This is a genomic window from Shinella zoogloeoides (assembly GCF_033705735.1).
In the GTDB taxonomy this organism is placed as follows: domain Bacteria; phylum Pseudomonadota; class Alphaproteobacteria; order Rhizobiales; family Rhizobiaceae; genus Shinella; species Shinella zoogloeoides_A.
The window spans coordinates 1,226,223-1,245,237 of the sequence record NZ_CP131130.1; the positions used below are offsets into that span (position 1 = coordinate 1,226,223).

Here is a 19,015-nt window from a genome sequence, read left to right on the forward strand (position 1 = left end):
AAAATTCAGTGCGTTAACCTTTCGTTAAGAAACGCAAGCTTCGCGCAAGCTTCGGGGCGTAGCCCGGAAACGAAGCAGAAGGTTCCACGCAGAACGCCGGTTTCCCAGTTGGTTCGGCCGTTCCAATGGAGAGGGAAATGTACGTCTCGAACAGGATCGCCAGCGGCTCGACCGGCGACAGCCTCGCATATCTTGCGACGAAGGCTGCCGGGAATGCCGTCGAGGAGAATGCCGAGGCCGCCTCCACCGCGCAGCTTGCGGGCGGCAGCTACGACCCGTCCGCCCAGTCGGCCTGTCGGTCGATGCGCTGCTGGTGCTGAGCGTCGCCAAGGAAGAGGCGACTTACAGTCAGCCCGCCCTTACCGAGGCCGAGCGCGACAACCTCGACACGACGGACCTCGAAAAGCGCGAATACGCCGCCTACGGCCATTTCCTCGACGAGGGCGACCGCAAGGCCTATTACCGCGCCTATATCGAATATTTCGACAGCATGCCGTCGCAGGACCAGCGAAGCCCCCGCTATGCCGGCACCCGCGAGCCCGCGGTCTCGGCCCTGCGCGCCATCGCCTATAACGAGAGCGCGCTCGACATGACCGCGCCGGACGCCGCGCTGAAGAATGTCGGGGAGGGCGCGGAGCCCGATATTCGCCGGGCGACGCCCATCGCGTCGATCTTCCATCCGAGCCAGGGCGACTTCGAGAATGCCGCGCGGATCGTCGGCCGCATCTCGCGCGCCGACAGCATGTACGCGACCGGTTTCTGAACGGAACGACCGCGCTTTTGCCATGGTGCGCCGGCACCATGGTTATCAATTCACCAAAAACCCGTTGCGACTGCTCCGGCTTTAACCGGGCAGTAACTCTAACGCGCTTTAATCGGTCTACATCAAAGTAGCGTACCGATTGGGTTAGTCTCATGCGTAAGAGTGTATCGCCGAGTTTTGGTAGGACCGCGACCCGCCTGATGGCGGCGGCCCTGCTGGCAAGCGTCGCGACCGGGTGCAGCTCGGACGCAAGCCGCTTCGGCGGCCTCTTCTCCAGCTCCGGTCAGGATAACATGACCACGAGCTCGGTTCCGCGCCGCACGCTGTTCGGCGGCGGTGGCGATAATCCCGTTCCGCGCGGCGATATCGGCAACGGCGGCCAGCAATATGCCTCCGGCGGCCAGATGGGCTCGCGGGGCGAGGCGCTGAACCAGCCGTTCCCCGACCAGGGCAACATCTCCTACGATCCGATCAATACGGCCACGACCAGCGGCTCCGGCACGCGTTACGCCACGACGCCGATGAGCGTGCAGCGCGGCGAGCTGACCGATCCGACCGCCGGCCGTTCGGCCGAACGTCAGGCCTCTCTCGGCCAGGACCTGCCGCGCGCCAAGGCAAAGCCCGTCGATACGCTCACCACGGCGACGACGAAGGGCAAGAGCAACTGGTCGACGAACAATGCGCCGGTCGTCATGCTGCGCCAGGGCGAGAGCGTGAAGACGCTCGCCAACCGCTACGGCGTGCCGGAAAAGGAAATCCTCGCCGCCAACGGCCTGAAGCGCGCCTCCGACGCCGAGCCCGGCCAGCGGATCGTCATCCCGACCTTCAACACGACGGCAAGCGTTGCCAAGGCTTCGACCGACAGCACGCTCAAGGTCGACAACAGGCTGCCGTCGCCCGAGCGCAAGAACGGCGAGAATGTCGCGATCCTGCCGGGCACCACCACCCGTGACAAGGTGAAGTCGGAAAGCGGCCAGACCAATTCCAACCGCGCCGATGCCACTGAGGGCAACGGCAAGGGCGGCTACGAGGTCCAGCCGGGCGATTCGCTCGCCAAGATCGCGCGCAGCAACGGCGTCTCCGTAGAGGCGCTGAAGAAGGCGAACGGCATGCAGACCGCCTCCATCCGCATCGGCCAGAAGCTGGTCATTCCGGCCGGTGGCACTGCCGCGGAAACCGTGACGGACAAGACCGTGACCGCATCGGTTCCGGTCGCCAAGAAGATCGAGGCGGCCGAGAAGAAGCCGGAAGCCTACAAGGCGCCGGTGAAGACGGTTTCGGTCACCGAGGCGACGGAGAAGTCCGACGTGACGGATGCCGCGCCCGAATCGACCGGCATCGGCAAGTATCGCTGGCCGGTGCGCGGCGCGGTCATCGCCGGCTACGGCGCCAATGTCGACGGCAACCGCAATGATGGCATCGACATCTCCGTTCCGGAAGGCACGCCCATCAAGGCCGCCGAAAACGGCGTGGTCATCTATGCCGGCAGCAGCCTGAAGGAACTCGGCAACGCGGTCCTCGTGCGCCACGACGACGGCACGGTCACGGTCTACGGCCATGCCGGCGACCTGAACGTTCAGCGCGGCCAGAAGATCCAGCGCGGCCAGACGGTCGCCACCTCCGGCATGAGCGGCAACGCCACCCGACCGAAGGTTCATTTCGAGGTGCGCAAGAACGCCACCCCGGTCAACCCGATGACCTTCCTGGAATAGTCCGTTCCGGATCACAAAAAAGGATGCAAAGGCCCGGCTTGCCGGGCCTTTCCTGTTTCCGGCCTACTTGGTGAGCGACTTGCCGAGGCGGCCGGCGACGTCCTGGACATATTGCCAGGCGACACGGCCGGAGCGCGAGCCGCGCGTGGTCGCCCATTCGAGCGCCTCGGCGTGGAGCTGCTCCTTCGGCAGGTCGAGCTCGAAATGGCCGGCATAGCCGTCGATCATCTCGATATATTCGGCCTGGCTGCACTTGTAGAAGCCGAGCCACAGGCCGAATCGGTCGGAGAGCGAGACTTTCTCCTCCACGGCCTCTGAGGGATTGATCGCGGTCGACTGCTCGTTCTCGATCATGTTGCGGGGCAGGAGGTGCCGCCGGTTCGAGGTCGCATAGAGCAGCACGTTGTCCGGCCGGCCTTCCACGCCGCCGTCGAGCGCCGCCTTCAGCGACTTGTAGGACGTGTCGTCATGGTCGAACGACAGGTCGTCGCAGAAGATGATGACGGGGAAGGGCGTTTCCTTCAGCACCTCGAGCAGTGTCGGCAGCGTGGCGATGTCCTCGCGGTGCACCTCGATCAGCTTCAGGCCGCTGCCCGTTTCCTGCGCGGCGAGCGCATGCACGGATTTCACCAGCGACGACTTGCCCATGCCGCGCGCGCCCCAGAGCAGCACGTTGTTGGCCGGCAGGCCGCGCGCGAAGCGCACCGTGTTGTCCACCAGGATGTCGCGCACATGGTCGACACCGCGGATGAGATCGATGTCGATGCGGTTCGGCCGTTTGACCGGCTGCGCGTGAAGGCGGGCGGGCGCCCAGACGAAGACGTCGGCGGCATTCCAGTCGTTGACGACCGGGGCGGGGCCGGCGAGGCGTTCCAGTGCGGCGTTGATGCGGCCCATTTCGGCCAGCAGCAGCTTGACGTGATCTTCCTGCAATGTCTCTCTCCTGATGGTTCATTGCCGGGTAGCATGCGCCGGCGGGGCGCGAAAAGGGGGAAAGTGCTTGAAAACCGAGAGCTTCCCGGTCTCGTGTGTTGCATTCAATGCCCGCTTGCCTATATTCCGGCAACCGAAATGGCCCCTCCGGCCGCGCAAAATCAAGATTTCAAGGAGTAGCTGATGTTCATTACCGAGGCCTTCGCCCAGACGGCGGCACCCGGCGCGGCAGGGGGCGGTGCAGACATCCTCATGTCGATCCTGCCGTTCCTGCTGATCTTCGTGGTGATGTATTTCCTCATCATCCGTCCGCAGCGCGCATCCATGAAGCGTCGCGAAGAGCTCCTGAAGAACATCCGCCGCGGCGACCAGGTCGTCACCGGCGGCGGCATCGTCGGCAAGGTCACCAAGGTCGTCGACGACAGCGAGCTTGAAGTCGAAGTCGCCGAAGGCGTGCGCCTGCGTGTCGTGCGCAGCGGCATCAGCGAAGTTCGCGTCAAGGGCGAACCCGTCAAGGAATGACTTGGCCTGCCGCGCGGCCGGGGATAACCTCGGCCTTGCGGCCCGACTGGTTTTCAGCCGGCACTGCCGCCGGACCTTAGTCGAGATCGCGATGCAGCAATCCGCCCGCTGGAAGACCTTACTGCTCTGGCTCGTCCTCGTGGCGAGCCTTCTTGTCATCCTCCCCAGTGTGTTGCCGGCACGCATGGCGGCCGGGCTTCCCGGCTGGCTCACGGCCCACCGCCTGACGCCGGGCCTCGATCTCACCGGCGGCTCCCGCCTGGTGCTCGACGTTTCCCGCGAGGATATCGCCGCCGAGCGCCTGCGCACCGCCATCGAGACGGTCGGCAACGGGCTTCGCGCAGCCGGCATCCCCTATGGCGATCTCAACGGTGCGGACGACGCGGTCGACGTGACCGTGACGGCGCCGGACCGCGTGGATGCTGCGCGCCAGACCCTGACAGGCCTCGATCTCGGCACGCTCAGCGAGCCGGAGGCCGGCCATTTCCGCATCACGCAGTCCGTCTCCGTCATCGACGACGCGGTCGCCGCTGCCTCGCTCGGCGCGGTCGATGCCGTGCGCCGGCGGGTCGAAAGCCTTCACATTCCGTCGCTTCTCGTCACGCGCGGCGAGCGCGGTCGCATCGTCGTCTCGATGCCGGGGCTGACCGATCCGCAGCGCGTGAAGGACATGCTGGCGACGGTTGGCCGGCTTTCCGCCCGCATCGTTGACGACAGCATGCCGGTCAACGACGCCATCGAGAACGGCCCGCCGGCCGGTTCCGAAGTGCTCTATTCCACCGGCGAGCCGCCGGTCGGCTATCTTCTGAAGCGGGATGATCTCTTCACGGCGGTAGACGTCGCATCCGCGCAGCCCGCCGCCAATGGCGAGCCCTTCGTCGAATTCGTCCTGAAGGCCGATGCGGCGGATCGCCTTGCCGCCTTCACCCGCGACAACAGCGGCCGCACCATCGCCATCCTGCTCGACGGCCAGGTGATCTCCACCTCGCAGATTCAAGGCGCCATCAACGATGGCGTCGGGCGGCTTTCCGGCGACTTCGATGCCGAAGGGGCGGCCAATATCGCGCGCATCGTGGCGAGCGGCCCGCTGCCCGCCCAGTTGACCATCCTGGAGGAACGCTCGATCGAGCCCGCGCTCGGCACGACGTCCCTTGGCACCGTGGCGCTCGCGCTTGCCGTCGCCGTCGCCGCCGTCGTCGCCTTCATGACGTTCTTCTACGGCGTGCTCGGCGTCATCGCCTCGCTGTCGCTGTTCTTCAACGTCCTCGTGACTTTCGCGGTCCTCGCGCTGGTCGGGGCTCCCGTCTCGCTCTCCATGATCGCCGGCATCGTGCTGACCGTCGGCCTTGCGGTCGATGCGAGCGTGCTGATCTTCGAACGTATCCGCGAGGAAAGCACGCGCGGCCGGTCGCTGCGCGATGCGGTCACCGTCGGCTTCGGCCGCGCCCGCACGACGGTCCTCGACGCGTCGGCGACCATGCTGATCGCCGTCGCGGTGCTCTTCGTGCTGTCGGCGGCTCCCGTCCGGGCCTTCGCGCTTGCCGTCGGCGTCGGGCTGCTGGCGACGCTCTTCACGACCTTCACGCTGACCTATGGGCTGGTGCGGGCCTGGCTCGGCCGCAGCCATCCGACGCATCTGCCCAAGGGCGTGCGCAGCGGTCTCTTCGACCGGCTCAACCTGCGCTTCATGGCCGTGCGCAACGTGATCTTCCTGGGAACGGGAGCGGTCTCGCTGATCATTGCCGGCCTGCTGATCATGGACGAACTGCGCCTTGGCATCGATTTCACCGGCGGTGCGGCCGTCGAAATCCAGGCGAAGTCCGGCCCGGTCGATACGTTCGACATCTCCGCCCGGCTCACCGACGCGGGCGTCGCGGTGCAGAGCGTCGACACGCCCCTCGATCCCCGCCGCGCGCTCGTGCGCCTGACGTCGCAGGGCGAGGGCGAGAATGCCGAGCAGACCTCGGTCCTGGTCGCCCGCGGCGAGCTGGAGGACGATTACGACTTCCGCCGCGTCGAGGTGGTGGGGCCGGCGATTTCCGGCGAGCTGATCGACACTGCGACGCTCGGCTTCGTGGCGGGGCTCGTGGCGCTCGTCGCCTATATCTGGATCCGCTTCGAATGGCATTTTGCCATCGGCGCGGTGATCGCGCTGGCGCATGACGTGTTCTTCACGCTCGGCTTCCTGGCGGTCGCCGATATCGAGTTCAACATCAGCGCCGTCGCCGCGCTCCTGACGGTCGCCGGCTATTCGCTGAACGACACGATGGTCGTCTACGACCGGATTCGCGAGAACCTCCGGCACTTCAAGCGCATGCCGCTGCCGCTCATCATCGACGATGCGATCAACCGCACGCTGTCGCGGACGGTGCTGACCTCCGCGACGACGCTGATCGCGCTTGCCGCACTCGCCTTCTTCGGCGGCGAGGCGATACGCACTTTCGCGCTGACGCTGCTCTTCGGGGTGGCAATCGGCACCATTTCCTCTATCTACATTGCCGGACCGATCCTCATTCTGTTCCGCCTTCGGCCGGAGCGCTATCGCCCCGGCAAGGGTGGCGCCGGACCGGTCACGGAAGCGACGGGAGCCAATGGCTAAGGGCATCGAAATCCGGGAGGCGCATTTCCCCGGACGTGCGCCGATCGACGCATATGGCAATGGCGGTTTCCGCTTTGCCGACATGTCGCATCGTGGCTCCATCCTCTGCCTGCCCTCGGGCATCCACGGTTGGGACAAGACCGAAGAGACGCCGCTGACGCTGGCCGATCTCGAGCGCGTGCTGGACGAGGCGGGCGAGATCGAGGTGCTGCTCGTCGGCACCGGCAAGGAAATCCGCCCGCTTTCCGCGGAAATCAAGGCGGCGTTGCGCGAGCGCCGGATCAGCTCCGACCCGATGAGCACCGGCGCGGCCGTGCGCACGTTCAACGTCATGCTGGCCGAGAGCCGGGCGGTCGCCGCCGCGCTCATCGCCGTGTGAGCCGAAGGCGGTTTGCGGACGTGACCGACAAGAAACAAGACGATTATGCCCATTGCCTGGCGGCGCTTCGCGACACCGATCGCGACCGCTACCTCGCCTGCCTGCTGGCTCCGCCGGAAAAGCGCGGAAGCCTTGCCGCGCTCTATGCTTTCAATGCCGAGATCGCGCGCGTGCGCGACGTGGTGCGCGAGGCACTGCCCGGCGAAATCCGCCTGCAATGGTGGCGCGATCTCCTGGAGGGCGGGGCCGATGGCGACGCCATGGCCAATCCGCTTGCCGCGGCGCTGGTGGCCTGCGTCAAGGAACACAGCCTGCCCGTCGCCGTGCTGACGGACATGATCGAAGCGCGCATCTTCGACCTCTACAACGACCCGATGGAAAGCCGCGCCTCGCTGGAAGGCTATGCCGGCGAGACCGCGTCGGCGCTGATACAGCTCGCAAGCCTCATCCTCGATCCGCAGAACGCGCCGAAATCGGCGGAAGCAGCCGGCCATGCCGGCGTGGCGCAGACGATTGCCGGCACCCTGCTCATGCTGCCGATCCATCGCAGGCGCGGGCAGGTGTACCTGCCGGCCGATCTCCTGGCGGCGACCGGCCTGACGCCGGAGGCCCTCCTGGCCGGCAGCGACAAGGCCGCCGCCGCCCGCGCGGTGGAAGCCTTCGTCGGCCTTGGCCGCGATCATCTCGCCAAGGCCCGTGCGGCAAACGGCGTGTCGCCCGCCAATCGGCCGGCCTTTTTGCCGGTCGCGCTCGTTTCGCCTATACTGGCAGCGGCGGAAAAGGCAGGCGCCGCGGCGCTCGACCGTTCCCTCCAGCCGCCCCAGTGGCGCCGGCAATGGTGGATGTGGCGGGCTTTGCGCCGCGGCCCGTTCTGAACGGCGCCTACGGACGCAAAACTGGCGCAAGCCTTGTAGGCTACAGCGGCGAAACGTTTTCCGTGGAGGAGTGGAGTCGATGCTCTGGACCGTCACCATCGTCTGCCTGCTGCTGGCGGGCCTGATCTTCCGTCAGCGTTTCCGCAAGCGCAACGAAGAGCCGGAAATGGCCGGGGAGAATGCTGGCCTCGCGATCCTGGAATTCGGCCGCGCCTTTCCGGGCGAGGCGATCCGCGAAGTGATCACCACCGCCAACGGCCGCACGGTCTTCCTGAGGCTGCATGACGGCAAGGCGGGCTGCATGCACGCGCATGGCCACCACTATTCCTGCCACCTCATCGAGCCGGGCACCGTGCGCGTTGCCGGCGCCGGGCCGAAGCGCCTGACGATCGAGTTCGCCAACGCCGCCTTCGAGGGCGGCCTGTTCGAATTCCACGACGAGAAGCAGGCCGCCGAGGTCTCGCTCTGGATGCTCGGCAGCTTCATGCCGGGCATCGCCGCGCAGGACAACCGGACGGCCGGACAGCCGACCTAGTCTCTTCCAGTCAGCGCCCGAGCCAGCGGGCGCAGTCTTCCAGCGCCCGGGCCGCCGTCGCCTGCTTCTTGGCGAGCGCCTTGTCCTTGCCGCGGAAACGTTTCATGCCTTCCGGTCTCGTCACCGCTCCTGGTTCCAGCGGCGGGAACAGGCCGAAATTGACGTTCATCGGCTGGAAGGAGCGCTTGCCCGGCTCGTCGTCGGAGACGATGTGGCCGCCGGTGATATGGTTCAGCAGCGCGCCGAAGGCCGTCGTTTCCGGCGGCAGCGACGGCGTTTCGCCGCGGCGCTCGGCGGAGGCGAAGCGGCCGGCCAGAAGGCCGATGCTGGCGCTTTCCACATAGCCCTCGCAGCCGGTGATCTGGCCGGCAAAGCGCAGGCCCGGCCGGCCCTTCAGCGCCAGCGAAGGATCGAGCAGCGTCGGCGAGTTGATGTAGGTGTTGCGGTGCAGGCCGCCGAGGCGGGCGAATTCCGCATTTTCCAGGCCCGGAATGAGGCGGAAGATCTCCGCCTGCGCGCCGTATTTCAGCTTCGTCTGGAAGCCGACCATGTTGTAGAGCGTGCCGAGCGCATTGTCCTGGCGCAATTGCACGACGGCATAGGCCTTGACGGTCGGGTTATGCGCATTGGTGAGACCCATGGGCTTCATCGGGCCGTGGCGCAGCGTCTCGCGGCCGCGCTCCGCCATCACCTCGATCGGCAGGCAGCCATCGAAATAGGGCGTGCCTTCCCATTCCTTGAAGCCGGTCGTGTCGCCGGCGATCAGCGCGTCGATGAAGGCATTGTACTGCGCCTCGTCCATCGGGCAGTTGATATAGTCTTTGCCCGTGCCGCCGGGGCCGACCTTGTCGTAGCGCGACTGGTACCAGCAGATATCCATGTCGATGCTGTGCGTATGGATGATCGGCGCGATAGCGTCGAAGAAGGCGAGCGAATCGGCGCCGGTGCGCGCCTGGATGGCCTCGGCGAGCGAGGGCGCGGTGAGGGGGCCGGTGGCGATGATCGCCTGGTCCCAGTCCTCCGGCGGAAGGCCCGTCACTTCCTCGCGCGTGATGGTGATCAGCGGGTGGCTTTCGAGCGCGGCCGTCACGGCGGCGGAAAAGCCCTCGCGGTCGACGGCAAGCGCCCCGCCGGCCGGCACCTGGTTGGCATCGGCCGAGCGCATGATCAGCGAGCCGGCAAGCCGCATCTCGGCATGCAGAACGCCGACTGCATTGCTGGTCGCATCGTCCGAGCGGAAGGAATTGGAGCAGACGAGTTCGGCAAGGCCGTCCGTCTTGTGGGCGTCCGTGCCGCGCACGCCGCGCATTTCATGCAGGATGACGGGAACGCCGGTTTCGGCGATCTGCCAGGCGGCTTCGGAGCCGGCAAGGCCGCCGCCGATGACATGGATGGGGCTAAAGGAAGAGGTCTTTGTCATGGGCGGTTCGTTACCATGGCGGCCGGCGCATTCCAAGGAAAAGCGCCAGCCGCCTTTGGCATGAGCCCGGAATCAAAAACGGCACCATGCGGTGCCGTTTGAAGCGTTCCTCGCGCGTCGCCGTTTCCGGCCGCAGCGGCGGAAACCAGCGATGCTTAGCGGAACGAACGCGAAGCGATGTCGCGGATGTCGTAGCGGGTCAGGCCGATGTCCGAGAGCGTGTGGTTCGACAGGTTGCCGAGTTCGTTCAGGGTGCGGCGGTAGGAAATCCAGTTCTTTGCAATGCGGATCGGGTTCATGGTCTCTTCCTCGAAGTGTGGCCCGGGAGGTCTGTCTCACCGGTTCGTGACGCCTATATAGGCGACATCCCTGTCAATGTGCAGTGCAAAGAAAATGCAGCAGCTATGCATTTGTGCAATAAGACGGCCACGGAAGAGGCATTTGCCGGACCTGCATGCGGAAGAGGCGAAAAGCGCGCCATTTCAGACAAATAGCAATTTCTGCGGCCGCGAGGCCGGGTCGCTTCTCTTGTCGCGAATGAGAAAAAGCGACATTGTGCAGCGCAAAAAGACGCGCAAAGCAAAACGCCCTCCGGCGGGAAGCCGAAGGGCGTTCGAAATGGGATCCAGATGGATCGGCCGGCTTAGTTGGCGGCCTTGCGTGCGATATACGGGATATCGCTGCGGCCGATGCCGAGGTCGCGGAGTTCACGGTCCGTCATGCGGCCGAGTTCGTTGACGGTCTGACGGTACTTGCGCCAGTTGTTGAAAGAGCGTGCCAGGTTCATGTCTTTACCCCTTTCTGGGCTTCCTGCTGGGCGGCCGCTCGTCCTTGGCGCCGCCCCGATCTGATGAAATGGAATATACGCTGCATTGCCGAAATGAACAGCGCTCGAATAGCACAGCACCTATGCGTTTCATGCATGTCAAGCGGAAATTTCGGCAAAATTCTGGCTAAATTCCGGGCTCGCGCCACAAAGGTAAACGAAGCTATGCGCTGAGCTGTGAGTGCAGTGCAAAAAGCAACGCCCGCCGGGGGAGGAGGTCCGGCGGGCGTTGCTGGTCTCGATTGGCAGCTTGGGAGGAGGAGAGGCCGCCAATCCTGTCGGGGACGTTGGGAGGAGGAGATCGTCGCCCGACCGATGAGGACTATATAGATCCGGCCATCGCGGCGCGGTAGGGCCCGGTTGGAATGGCACCCATGCGCGCGGCGCATGTATTGCGCAAGGATTGGGCAGATGCCTCGAACGTGCGGGCTGGCCCCAACGATTTTTCCGGAAAATGCCGCGGCTCCGGCCGCTCGCCATGCGCAGGGCGCAAAAATAACGCCCGCTGGGGGAGGAGATCCAGCGGGCGTCATAATAATGATTGGCAACTGGGAGGAGGAGTGTTGCCAATCGTATCGGAGGGACGCTGGGAGGAGGAGTGCGTCGCTCCGAATTTCTGTCGACCTCCGTTTCCGGAGTATCGGGTCCGAGGCATCATGCCGGGCGTTCGACCAGTTCGCCCCCGTCCATCCGTCGCCTCGAAGGCGCCTGACTTTCGGTCTGGATCATCTCTGATCCGATGTCTGCACTATAGCTGCGATTCCCGATTTTGTGCAGTGCAATATGGGCATGGATGATATGCGCCAGCTGCATGTCGTCGGTCGCAAGCCGAAGGGCTTTCTGTTGCTAAATCTGCCATGGATTTCTTTATGTCCGGTTAACCGTGAAGGGCGGACTTCGCGTCGCAGGTGAAGATCGCCGGTATTTCGGATTTTCACTGCGATTGCGAATTTCTGCCGGCCCTATATCGTTTCTCAGGCACAGGAATGGAAATTCGAAGAGCGAAGGGAACGGTGAGCGGATGTACAGGGGCAGGCTTGAGCGCGATCTCAAACACTGGACGGCGCAGGGCCTGATCGACGCCGCGACCGCCGGCAGCCTGCTTCGCGAATACGATTCCCGCGAAAGCGCCTTCAGTCTCGGCCGCGTGCTGATGATCATCGCGGCCCTTCTCGTTTCCGCCGCCGTGCTTCTGCTCGTCGCCGCCAACTGGGAGGCGATTCCCCGCCTTGTCCGCCTCGTCGGCATCGTGGCGGTGATCTGGGGGGCCTATATTGCCGGCGGCCTCCTGATCCTTCGCGGGGCGGAGCGGTTCGCCGGGGCCTTCCTGATCCTTGGCACGCTCGCCTTCGGCGGCGCGATTGCGCTGGTCGGGCAGATGTATCACCTGTCCGGCGATGCGTTCCAGGCGGCGCTCGTCTGGTTCGCCGGCGCGGTGGTTACCGCCGTGCTTTTCCGCTCCGGCGCCGTCGCGGCCGTCGCCGGCTTCCTCGCCTTTGTCGTGGCGGGGGCCGACTGGACGCAATCCTATAGTGTCGACGATACCGTGCTGCTCTGGCTGATGCCGCTGATGGCCGTGATCGTCATCCTGCTCGTGCGCTATACGGGCGCCGACCGCGTCCGTCATCTTGCCTATCTGCTGCTCCTCGTCTGGCTCGCTTATCTCTATGGAGAGAACGAGACGCCGGCGGCCGCCATCGCGATTGCCGCTTTCGGCGCGGTCGCTTATCTCGCCGCCGCCTTGCCGCAGTCGCCGCTTCACGCGCTTGCCCGCAGCGCCGGCGCCGCGCCCGCCTTCTATGCCTATCTCGTGCTGCTGCTTGGCCTTCTCGCGCTGCATTCCGAATTCGACAGCGTGGAGCAGCGGCTTTTCGTCGGCATCGTCACGCTCGGCGCTGCCATTCTCGGTATCGCGCTCTCCGGCAAGGAGAACGGCGCGGTGCGCTATCTCGGCTATGTCGTCTTCGCCGCCGAGACACTGTATCTTGCATCCGAGACGATCGGTTCGATCATCGGCACGTCCGGATTCTTCCTTGTCGCGGGGGGCGTCGTCGCCCTCATCGCCTGGGCGGTGATCGCGCTGGAACGGCGCCTTTCCAATACCGGAACGAAGGCGGAGGCCTGACCATGACCGAATCCCGCTTCTTCCGCCTCCCGCCGCTCGTTGCCGCCATCGTCGCCGCCGCGCTGCAGACGGCCGTCATCGGCTATGTGGTCGAGAGCCGCGCCTCCATCCTGCGCAACGGCGCGGATATCCGCCTGAAGACCATGCCGGTCGATCCGCGCGATCTTCTGCGCGGCGACTATGTGACGCTTTCCTATCCCATCTCGACCATCCCGAAATCGATCGTCACCGGCGCCGTTCCGCAAAGCGGCGCGCGCGTGCGTCTCGACGTCCGCGTCAGGCCCGGCGCCGACGGGCTCTGGACGGCGACGGAGGCGAGTTTCGCCGGCCTTGCTCCGCAGGAAGGCAGCGTCGTGCTGCGCACGCAGCCCTTCGAGATCTACTCGTCCGTCGACGGCGAGCTTCCCGATACGCTCTTCGTCCAGTACGGCATCGAGCGCTATTACGTGCCGGAGGGCGAGGGCAGGGCGCTGGAAAACGCCCGCAACGCCGAGGAGCTCGAGATCGAGGCGCGCGTCGCCAGGGACGGAACGCCGCAGATCGCCCGGCTGATCCTGAAGGGCGAGCCGGTCTACGAGGAGCCGCTCTATTGAGGCGAGAAGGGCCGGGACAGCGGCTTTTCGGCCACATTTTTCCTTTGATCCGCGGAAAACGGGTGATATAGAGACGCCGCGCTCGGAAGGCGCCACGGGAGCGGCCTTGCCCCCTGTGGCAAGACGGTTTCTGAGACGCGGGTATGGTGAAATTGGTAGACACGCCAGATTTAGGTTCTGGTGCCGCAAGGCGTGGGAGTTCAAGTCTCTCTACCCGCACCAGAGCCACCAGACGTGGAAATGGAGGTTTCCGCGTCCTGTGGAGCATTAGAGCGCCATTTTGCTTGCCAAAAGGCCACCGAATTCAGTAAAGCCACTGCCGGCAAATGGACCGGCGGGGTGCTCGCCATAACCGGAAGGCCGGTTTGAGCACCGCCAACTCGAAATGAAGGTTTGAACATGCAGGTTATCGAAACGCTCGCTGAAGGGCTGAAGCGCGAAATCAAGGTCGTCATCCCGGCCAAGGACATGGAAGCTCAGATGAACGAGCGTCTTGAAGACGTGAAGGGCCGTGTCCGCATCAACGGCTTCCGTCCGGGCAAGGTACCGTTCGCACATCTCAAGAAGATGTACGGCAAGTCCGTCATGGCCGAGCTGGTCAACGAGATCGTCCGCGACCGTCCGTCCGCGATTCTCTCCGAGCGCGGCGAAAAGTCCGCCACGCAGCCGGAAGTCGCGATGACCGAGGACCAGGCCGAAGCGGAAAAGATCCTCAACGGCGAAGCCGATTTCGAGTTCACGCTGTCCTACGAAGTCATCCCGGCCATCGAGCTGAAGGATAATTCCGGTATCGCCGTCACGCGCGAAGTCGTCGACGTCGACGCCAAGGAAGTCGACGAGCAGATCCTCAAGATCGCTGAAAGCGCCCGTTCCTACGAGACGAAGAAGGGCAAGGCCGCCGACGGCGACCGCGTCACCATCGACTATCTCGGCAAGGTCGACGGCGTTGCCTTCGACGGCGGCAAGGACGAGGACGCCGAGCTCGTCCTCGGCTCCAACCGCTTCATCCCGGGCTTCGAAGAGCAGCTCGTCGGCCTGAAGGCTGGCGACGAGAAGGTCATCACCGTTACCTTCCCGGCTGACTACCCGGCCGCAAACCTCGCCGGCAAGGAAGCCACCTTCGACATCAACGTCAAGGAAGTCGCTGCCGCCGCTGCCATCGAGATCAACGATGAGCTCGCTTCCAAGCTCGGCCTCGAATCGGCCGACAAGCTGCGCGAGATCGTCCGCGGCCAGATCGAAAGCCAGTACGGCTCGGTCACCCGCCAGAAGGTCAAGCGTCAGATCCTCGACCAGCTCGACGAGATGTACAAGTTCGACACGCCGGAACGCCTGGTCGATGCCGAGTTCGAGAACATCTGGCGCCAGATCAACACGGACCTCGCCCAGTCGGGCAAGACCTTCGCTGACGAGGACACGACGGAAGAAGCCGCTCGCGAGGAATATCGCAAGCTCGCCGAACGCCGCGTCCGCCTCGGCCTCGTCCTCTCGGAAATCGGCGAGAAGGCTGGCGTCCAGGTCTCGGACGAAGAGATGCAGCAGTCGCTCTTCCAGCAGCTTCGCCAGTTCCCGGGCCAGGAAAAGCAGATCCTCGAATACTTCCAGAAGACCCCCGGCGCCGCCGCTTCGCTGCGCGCCCCGATCTTCGAAGAGAAGGTCGTCGATCACCTGCTCGGCGAAATCAAGGTAACGGACAAGACCGTTTCCAAGGACGAGCTGATGGCTGACGACGAAGAGGGTTCCGAGAAGGAAGCCAAGAAGGCCGCGCCGAAGAAGAAGGCTGCCGCCAAGGCTGAAGCTGCGGAAGGCGAGGAAGCCGCTCCGAAGAAGAAGGCCCCGGCCAAGAAGAAGGCCGCCGAAGGCGACGCCGAGTAATCGGTTCCATCCCATCGCATACGGAAAGGCCGCCCATCGGGCGGCCTTTTTGCTTCGGGCAACATAAAATCCCGGTCAGCCCTTCGCCGCCTGGAGTTGGCGATGCATCTCCTCGTCGTCAAGGGTGGTTGCCTTGATATGGGCGGGGCGGTCCTTCAGGCGGTCCCAATAGGACCTGAATTCCGGGCGGTCTTCCAGTGAGCCGAATTGCAGGCCCCAGCTGATATGCGAGCCGACATAGACGTCGGCGGCCGTGAACGTGTCGCCGGCAATGTAGGGATGGCGGGTGACGGCGAAGGAGAGGGTGTCCAGCGCCGTCCCGTAGCTGCCGCAGCCGAGGGCGCGCTGGCGCTCCTGCGGCACCTCCATGCCGAAGGCCTTGAGCGAGACGGCCGTTTCGAGCGGCCCGGCCGCGAAGAACAGCCAGCGGTAATAGTCGCCGCGCCGGTTCGTCGGTGGAGCGAGCCCGGCTTCCGGGAAGGCATCCGCCATATAGGCGCAGATCGCGGCGGCTTCCGTGACGATCGTCTCGCCATGGCGGATGGCGGGCACCTTGCCCATCGGGTTGACCGCAAGATAGTCCGGCGCCTTGATCGAACCCTCGAAGGTCAGCCACTCGACGCTATAGGGCACGCCGGCCTCCTCCAGCATCCAGCGGGCGATGCGCCCGCGCGACATGGGATTGCTGTAAAGTACCAGTTCCTCGGCCATGATAGTCTCCTCTGCATGCGGTGTGCGGGAGAATAGGGCCGGAGGAGAGGCGTGCAAGTCTGGGCAAAGAAAAAGCCCGGCGCTGGGGCCGGGCTTTTCTCTATCGGTTGGCTCAGGCGGCCATGGCTTTGCGGAGGTTCTCGTCGATCTTGTCGAGGAAGCCGGTGGTGGAGAGCCACGGCTGGTCGGGACCGATGAGGAGGGCGAGGTCCTTGGTCATGAAGCCGGCTTCGACCGTGTCGACGCAGACGCGTTCCAGCGTCTCGGAGAACCTGGCGAGCTCCGCATTGCCGTCGAGCTTGGCGCGGTGGGCGAGGCCACGGGTCCAGGCGAAGATCGAGGCGATGGAGTTGGTCGAGGTTTCCTCGCCTTTCTGGTGCTGGCGGTAGTGGCGCGTGACCGTGCCGTGCGCAGCTTCCGCCTCGACCGTCTTGCCGTCCGGCGTCATGAGGACCGAGGTCATCAGGCCGAGCGAGCCGAAGCCCTGGGCCACGATGTCGGACTGCACGTCGCCGTCGTAGTTCTTGCAGGCCCAGACATAGCCGCCGGACCACTTGAGCGCCGAGGCGACCATGTCGTCGATCAGGCGATGCTCGTACCAGAGCTTGGCTTCCTTGAACTTGTCGGCGAATTCGGCGTCGAAGACCTGCTGGAAGATATCCTTGAAGCGGCCGTCATAGACCTTGAGGATGGTGTTCTTGGTGGACAGATACACCGGCACCTTGCGCTGCAGGCCGTAGTTGAACGACGCGCGGGCGAATTCGGTGATCGAATCGTCGAGGTTGTACATGCCCATGGCGACGCCGGCGGACGGCGCGTCATAGACCTCGTATTCGATCTCCTTGCCGTCCTCGCCGATGAATTTCATCATCAGCTTGCCCTTGCCGGGGAACTTGAAGTCGGTGGCGCGGTACTGGTCGCCGAAGGCGTGGCGGCCGACGATGATCGGCTTGGTCCAGCCGGGAACGAGGCGCGGCACGTTCTTGCAGATGATCGGCTCGCGGAAGATGACGCCGCCGAGGATGTTGCGGATCGTGCCGTTCGGCGACTTCCACATCTTCTTTAGCTTGAATTCCTCGACGCGGGCTTCGTCCGGCGTGATGGTGGCGCACTTGACGCCGACGCCGTGCTTCTTGATGGCGTTGGCCGCGTCGATCGTCACCTGGTCGTCGGTGGCGTCGCGGTTCTCCATGCCGAGGTCGTAATATTCGAGGTCGATATCAAGGTAGGGGTGGATCAGCTTGTCCTTGATGAACTGCCAGATGATGCGCGTCATCTCGTCGCCGTCGAGCTCGACGACGGGATTGGCGACCTTGATCTTTGCCATGGGAACCTCGTGTTTTCTGAGGGGCTGGGCGCCCCGGATCGTGGACTTGAAAGAACCGCTTGGCCCTATAGCACTCGCGGCCGGGAAGGCAAAGCCGACCAATGGATGAGGCGGTTTATTTTCGCGGGCGGGCGGAATAAGTTTTGCCACGATTCCGTCTCAGGAAGGTCTGCCCGCGGTGGGCTGCCCGGGCCTTCCGCCACCAATGGAGAATGCGATGTCGCGTTTCGGTCTGGCTGCGCTTGCCCTTCTGCTTCCCCTGTCCGCCGAGGCGGCCGATTTCAAGGCGCCGGTCGCCGAAATCATGTCCGCGGCGACCAGCAACTGGCAGGACACAGGAACGGACAACGACAATCCGGCACCCTATACGGATTATTTCAGCGAGGATTTCCTGACGCGCCTCTACAGCAAGGATTTCGTTGCGAAATACCGGGAAGCCGCGAAATACCCCGCCTATGAGGACGGCGGCTCGCCCTTCGACTACGATCCGATCATCGGCGGGCAGGATGGCTGCGCCCTCAAGGATGTGGTGACGACCGAAGGCCAGCCGGCGAACGGCGCGGAAGACGTCACCGTCACCTTCGACAACAGCCATTGCTTCGGCGAGCGCGCCTCCGACTGGCAGCCGGAGAAGCTGGTCTTCAAGGTGGTCGAGGAGGATGGCCGGGCCGTCATCGACGATATCGAGCGCACCAGCTTCGAGGAGGGCGCGTCGCTGAAGGAGGAATTGCAGCAGATCGCCGAGGAAGGACCGAACGGCGGGGCCGGCAGCGCCGCCGAAAATCCGGACTGAGCGCCGCGCGCACTTTCCATTTCGGGCGGCTTGTGTCAGTGAGACCCCGAATTTCTGGAGCATTTCCAGCAAAAGCGCGCAGCGGTTTTGCGTTTGGAAATGCGGCAAAACAAAAAGGTAGAGCGTTTTCGCGATTCTGAAAAAAAGCGAAAATGCTCTGGGGATATTTGGGCATGGCAGGCACGAACAGCGAACGCACGCTGATCGCCGAAGGACCGGCGATCATCCTCGTTCATCCGCAACTGGGCGAGAACATCGGCATGGTGGCGCGCGCCATGGCGAATTTCGGGCTGGCGGAACTGCGCCTCGTCAACCCGCGCGACGGCTGGCCGAGCGAGAAGGCGATCTCCGCCGCCAGCAAGGCCGATCACGTCATCGAGGCCGCAAAGGTCTATCCCTCGCTGGAAGAGGCCGTCTCCGACCTCGAATTCGTCTATGCCACCACGGCGCGCGATCGCTACGGCTACAAGGAGGTCCGCTCCCCGGTCGTCGCCGCGGACGACCTGCGCACGCGCTTTCGGGCCGGGCAGAAGACCGGCATCCTCTTTGGCCGCGAGCGCACGGGCCTCACCAACGAGGAGATCGCGCTCGCCGACGAACTGGTGACCTTCCCGGTCAATCCTGCCTTCGCTTCGCTCAACCTCGCCCAGGCCGTGCTCCTCATGAGCTACGAGTGGATGAAGAGCGGCCTTGCCTCCGTCGAGGACACGCCCTTCGACGCGCTGCCGCAGCGCCCCGCCAAGAAGGAAGAACTGCAGGGCCTCTTCGATCACGTGGAAGAGACGCTGGATGCGCGCGGCTACTTCCGCCCCGCCGAAAAAAAGCCCAAACTGGTGGAGAACCTGCGCGCCATCCTGACGCGCCCTTCCTTCACCGGCACGGAGATCCAGGTCTTGCGCGGTATCGTTTCCTGCCTCGATCGCTTCACGCGGGAATCGCCGCGCGGCGCGACCAATCCCAATCGCACCCGCAACCGCCGGCCCAAGGTGCCCCGTGACGTCGAATAGAACATTTCCAGAAAAAGTGG

General features: G+C 64.6%; 19 protein-coding genes and 1 tRNA gene. 14 read left to right on the forward strand and 6 right to left on the reverse strand.

Annotated features, from left to right (window positions below):
- Window positions 1-137: 137 nt before the first annotated feature.
- From ShzoTeo12_RS06385 to ShzoTeo12_RS06395, 3 genes are all read left to right on the forward strand, one after another.
- Window positions 138-320 (forward strand): hypothetical protein, encoded by a 183-nt coding sequence (locus ShzoTeo12_RS06385; RefSeq protein WP_318911712.1) that lies wholly within the window; start codon window positions 138-140, stop codon window positions 318-320.
- Complete coding sequence (locus tag ShzoTeo12_RS06390) at window positions 314-763, forward strand: hypothetical protein (RefSeq protein ID WP_318911714.1); 450 nt, start codon at window positions 314-316, stop codon at window positions 761-763. Before ShzoTeo12_RS06385 ends, ShzoTeo12_RS06390 begins: the two co-directional genes overlap by 7 nt.
- A 152-nt stretch (window positions 764-915) precedes the next feature.
- Window positions 916-2,475, forward strand: coding sequence for a peptidoglycan DD-metalloendopeptidase family protein (locus tag ShzoTeo12_RS06395; protein ID WP_318911715.1), 1,560 nt, complete (start codon window positions 916-918; stop codon window positions 2,473-2,475).
- Between the two features lie 63 nt (window positions 2,476-2,538).
- Here the strand turns inward: ShzoTeo12_RS06395 and ShzoTeo12_RS06400 are convergent, their stop codons facing one another.
- Window positions 2,539-3,372 carry an ATP-binding protein gene (locus tag ShzoTeo12_RS06400; protein WP_413251142.1) on the reverse strand — a complete coding sequence of 278 codons (834 nt, stop codon included), beginning with the start codon at window positions 3,370-3,372 and terminating at the stop codon, window positions 2,539-2,541.
- Window positions 3,373-3,591: 219 nt separating this feature from the next.
- Between ShzoTeo12_RS06400 and yajC the strand changes: the two genes are divergently transcribed.
- The 5 genes from yajC to ShzoTeo12_RS06425 all read left to right on the forward strand — a co-directional run bounded on the left by yajC (window position 3,592) and on the right by ShzoTeo12_RS06425 (window position 8,318).
- Window positions 3,592-3,930: a preprotein translocase subunit YajC gene (gene yajC / locus ShzoTeo12_RS06405; RefSeq protein ID WP_119258357.1), complete on the forward strand. Its 339-nt coding sequence runs from the start codon at window positions 3,592-3,594 to the stop codon at window positions 3,928-3,930.
- A 91-nt stretch (window positions 3,931-4,021) separates the two neighbouring features.
- Complete coding sequence (gene secD / locus ShzoTeo12_RS06410; RefSeq protein ID WP_318911718.1) at window positions 4,022-6,529, forward strand: protein translocase subunit SecD; 2,508 nt, start codon at window positions 4,022-4,024, stop codon at window positions 6,527-6,529.
- Window positions 6,522-6,908, forward strand: a complete 387-nt coding sequence (locus tag ShzoTeo12_RS06415; protein WP_318911720.1) for an Mth938-like domain-containing protein — start codon at window positions 6,522-6,524, stop codon at window positions 6,906-6,908. Before secD ends, ShzoTeo12_RS06415 begins: the two co-directional genes overlap by 8 nt.
- A 20-nt stretch (window positions 6,909-6,928) precedes the next feature.
- The gene (locus ShzoTeo12_RS06420) at window positions 6,929-7,783 is read left to right on the forward strand and encodes a phytoene/squalene synthase family protein (protein ID WP_318911721.1); all 855 of its coding nucleotides are present in this window, start codon (window positions 6,929-6,931) and stop codon (window positions 7,781-7,783) included.
- 79 nt (window positions 7,784-7,862) lie between these two features.
- The gene (locus ShzoTeo12_RS06425; protein ID WP_318911723.1) at window positions 7,863-8,318 is read left to right on the forward strand and encodes a hypothetical protein; all 456 of its coding nucleotides are present in this window, start codon (window positions 7,863-7,865) and stop codon (window positions 8,316-8,318) included.
- Window positions 8,319-8,328: 10 nt separating this feature from the next.
- On the opposite strand, the gene trmFO is transcribed toward ShzoTeo12_RS06425, so the two are convergent.
- From trmFO to ShzoTeo12_RS06445, 3 genes are all read right to left on the reverse strand, one after another.
- Window positions 8,329-9,738 carry a methylenetetrahydrofolate--tRNA-(uracil(54)-C(5))-methyltransferase (FADH(2)-oxidizing) TrmFO gene (gene trmFO, locus ShzoTeo12_RS06430; RefSeq protein WP_318911724.1) on the reverse strand — a complete coding sequence of 470 codons (1,410 nt, stop codon included), beginning with the start codon at window positions 9,736-9,738 and terminating at the stop codon, window positions 8,329-8,331.
- A 155-nt stretch (window positions 9,739-9,893) separates the two neighbouring features.
- Complete coding sequence (locus ShzoTeo12_RS06435; RefSeq protein ID WP_119258352.1) at window positions 9,894-10,037, reverse strand: DUF1127 domain-containing protein; 144 nt, start codon at window positions 10,035-10,037, stop codon at window positions 9,894-9,896.
- 344 nt (window positions 10,038-10,381) lie between these two features.
- Entirely contained in the window at window positions 10,382-10,525 is a 144-nt protein-coding gene (locus ShzoTeo12_RS06445; protein WP_119258351.1) for a DUF1127 domain-containing protein, read from the reverse strand.
- 1,060 nt (window positions 10,526-11,585) lie between these two features.
- Between ShzoTeo12_RS06445 and ShzoTeo12_RS06450 the strand changes: the two genes are divergently transcribed.
- The 4 genes from ShzoTeo12_RS06450 (at window position 11,586) to tig (ending at window position 15,157) form a co-directional block, all read left to right on the forward strand.
- Window positions 11,586-12,689 carry a DUF2157 domain-containing protein gene (locus ShzoTeo12_RS06450; RefSeq protein ID WP_318911725.1) on the forward strand — a complete coding sequence of 368 codons (1,104 nt, stop codon included), beginning with the start codon at window positions 11,586-11,588 and terminating at the stop codon, window positions 12,687-12,689.
- A 2-nt stretch (window positions 12,690-12,691) separates the two neighbouring features.
- Entirely contained in the window at window positions 12,692-13,282 is a 591-nt protein-coding gene (locus ShzoTeo12_RS06455; RefSeq protein WP_318911726.1) for a GDYXXLXY domain-containing protein, read from the forward strand.
- A gap of 137 nt (window positions 13,283-13,419) precedes the next feature.
- Window positions 13,420-13,504 (forward strand) — tRNA-Leu (locus ShzoTeo12_RS06460).
- A gap of 177 nt (window positions 13,505-13,681) precedes the next feature.
- Window positions 13,682-15,157: a trigger factor gene (tig, locus tag ShzoTeo12_RS06465; RefSeq protein WP_318911727.1), complete on the forward strand. Its 1,476-nt coding sequence runs from the start codon at window positions 13,682-13,684 to the stop codon at window positions 15,155-15,157.
- A 75-nt stretch (window positions 15,158-15,232) separates the two neighbouring features.
- On the opposite strand, the gene ShzoTeo12_RS06470 is transcribed toward tig, so the two are convergent.
- On the reverse strand, window positions 15,233-15,868 hold the full coding sequence (locus ShzoTeo12_RS06470; protein WP_318911729.1) for a glutathione S-transferase family protein: 636 nt from the start codon (window positions 15,866-15,868) through the stop codon (window positions 15,233-15,235).
- Between the two features lie 112 nt (window positions 15,869-15,980).
- Window positions 15,981-17,195, reverse strand: a complete 1,215-nt coding sequence (locus ShzoTeo12_RS06475; protein WP_119258346.1) for an NADP-dependent isocitrate dehydrogenase — start codon at window positions 17,193-17,195, stop codon at window positions 15,981-15,983.
- A 217-nt stretch (window positions 17,196-17,412) separates the two neighbouring features.
- Here ShzoTeo12_RS06475 and ShzoTeo12_RS06480 point away from each other — a divergent pair, with 217 nt between their 5' ends.
- A complete protein-coding gene (locus ShzoTeo12_RS06480; protein ID WP_318911730.1) occupies window positions 17,413-17,988 on the forward strand; it encodes a hypothetical protein in 576 nt (191 codons plus the stop codon).
- 173 nt (window positions 17,989-18,161) lie between these two features.
- Window positions 18,162-18,995, forward strand: a complete 834-nt coding sequence (locus ShzoTeo12_RS06485; RefSeq protein WP_318911732.1) for an RNA methyltransferase — start codon at window positions 18,162-18,164, stop codon at window positions 18,993-18,995.
- Window positions 18,996-19,015 lie beyond the last annotated feature (20 nt).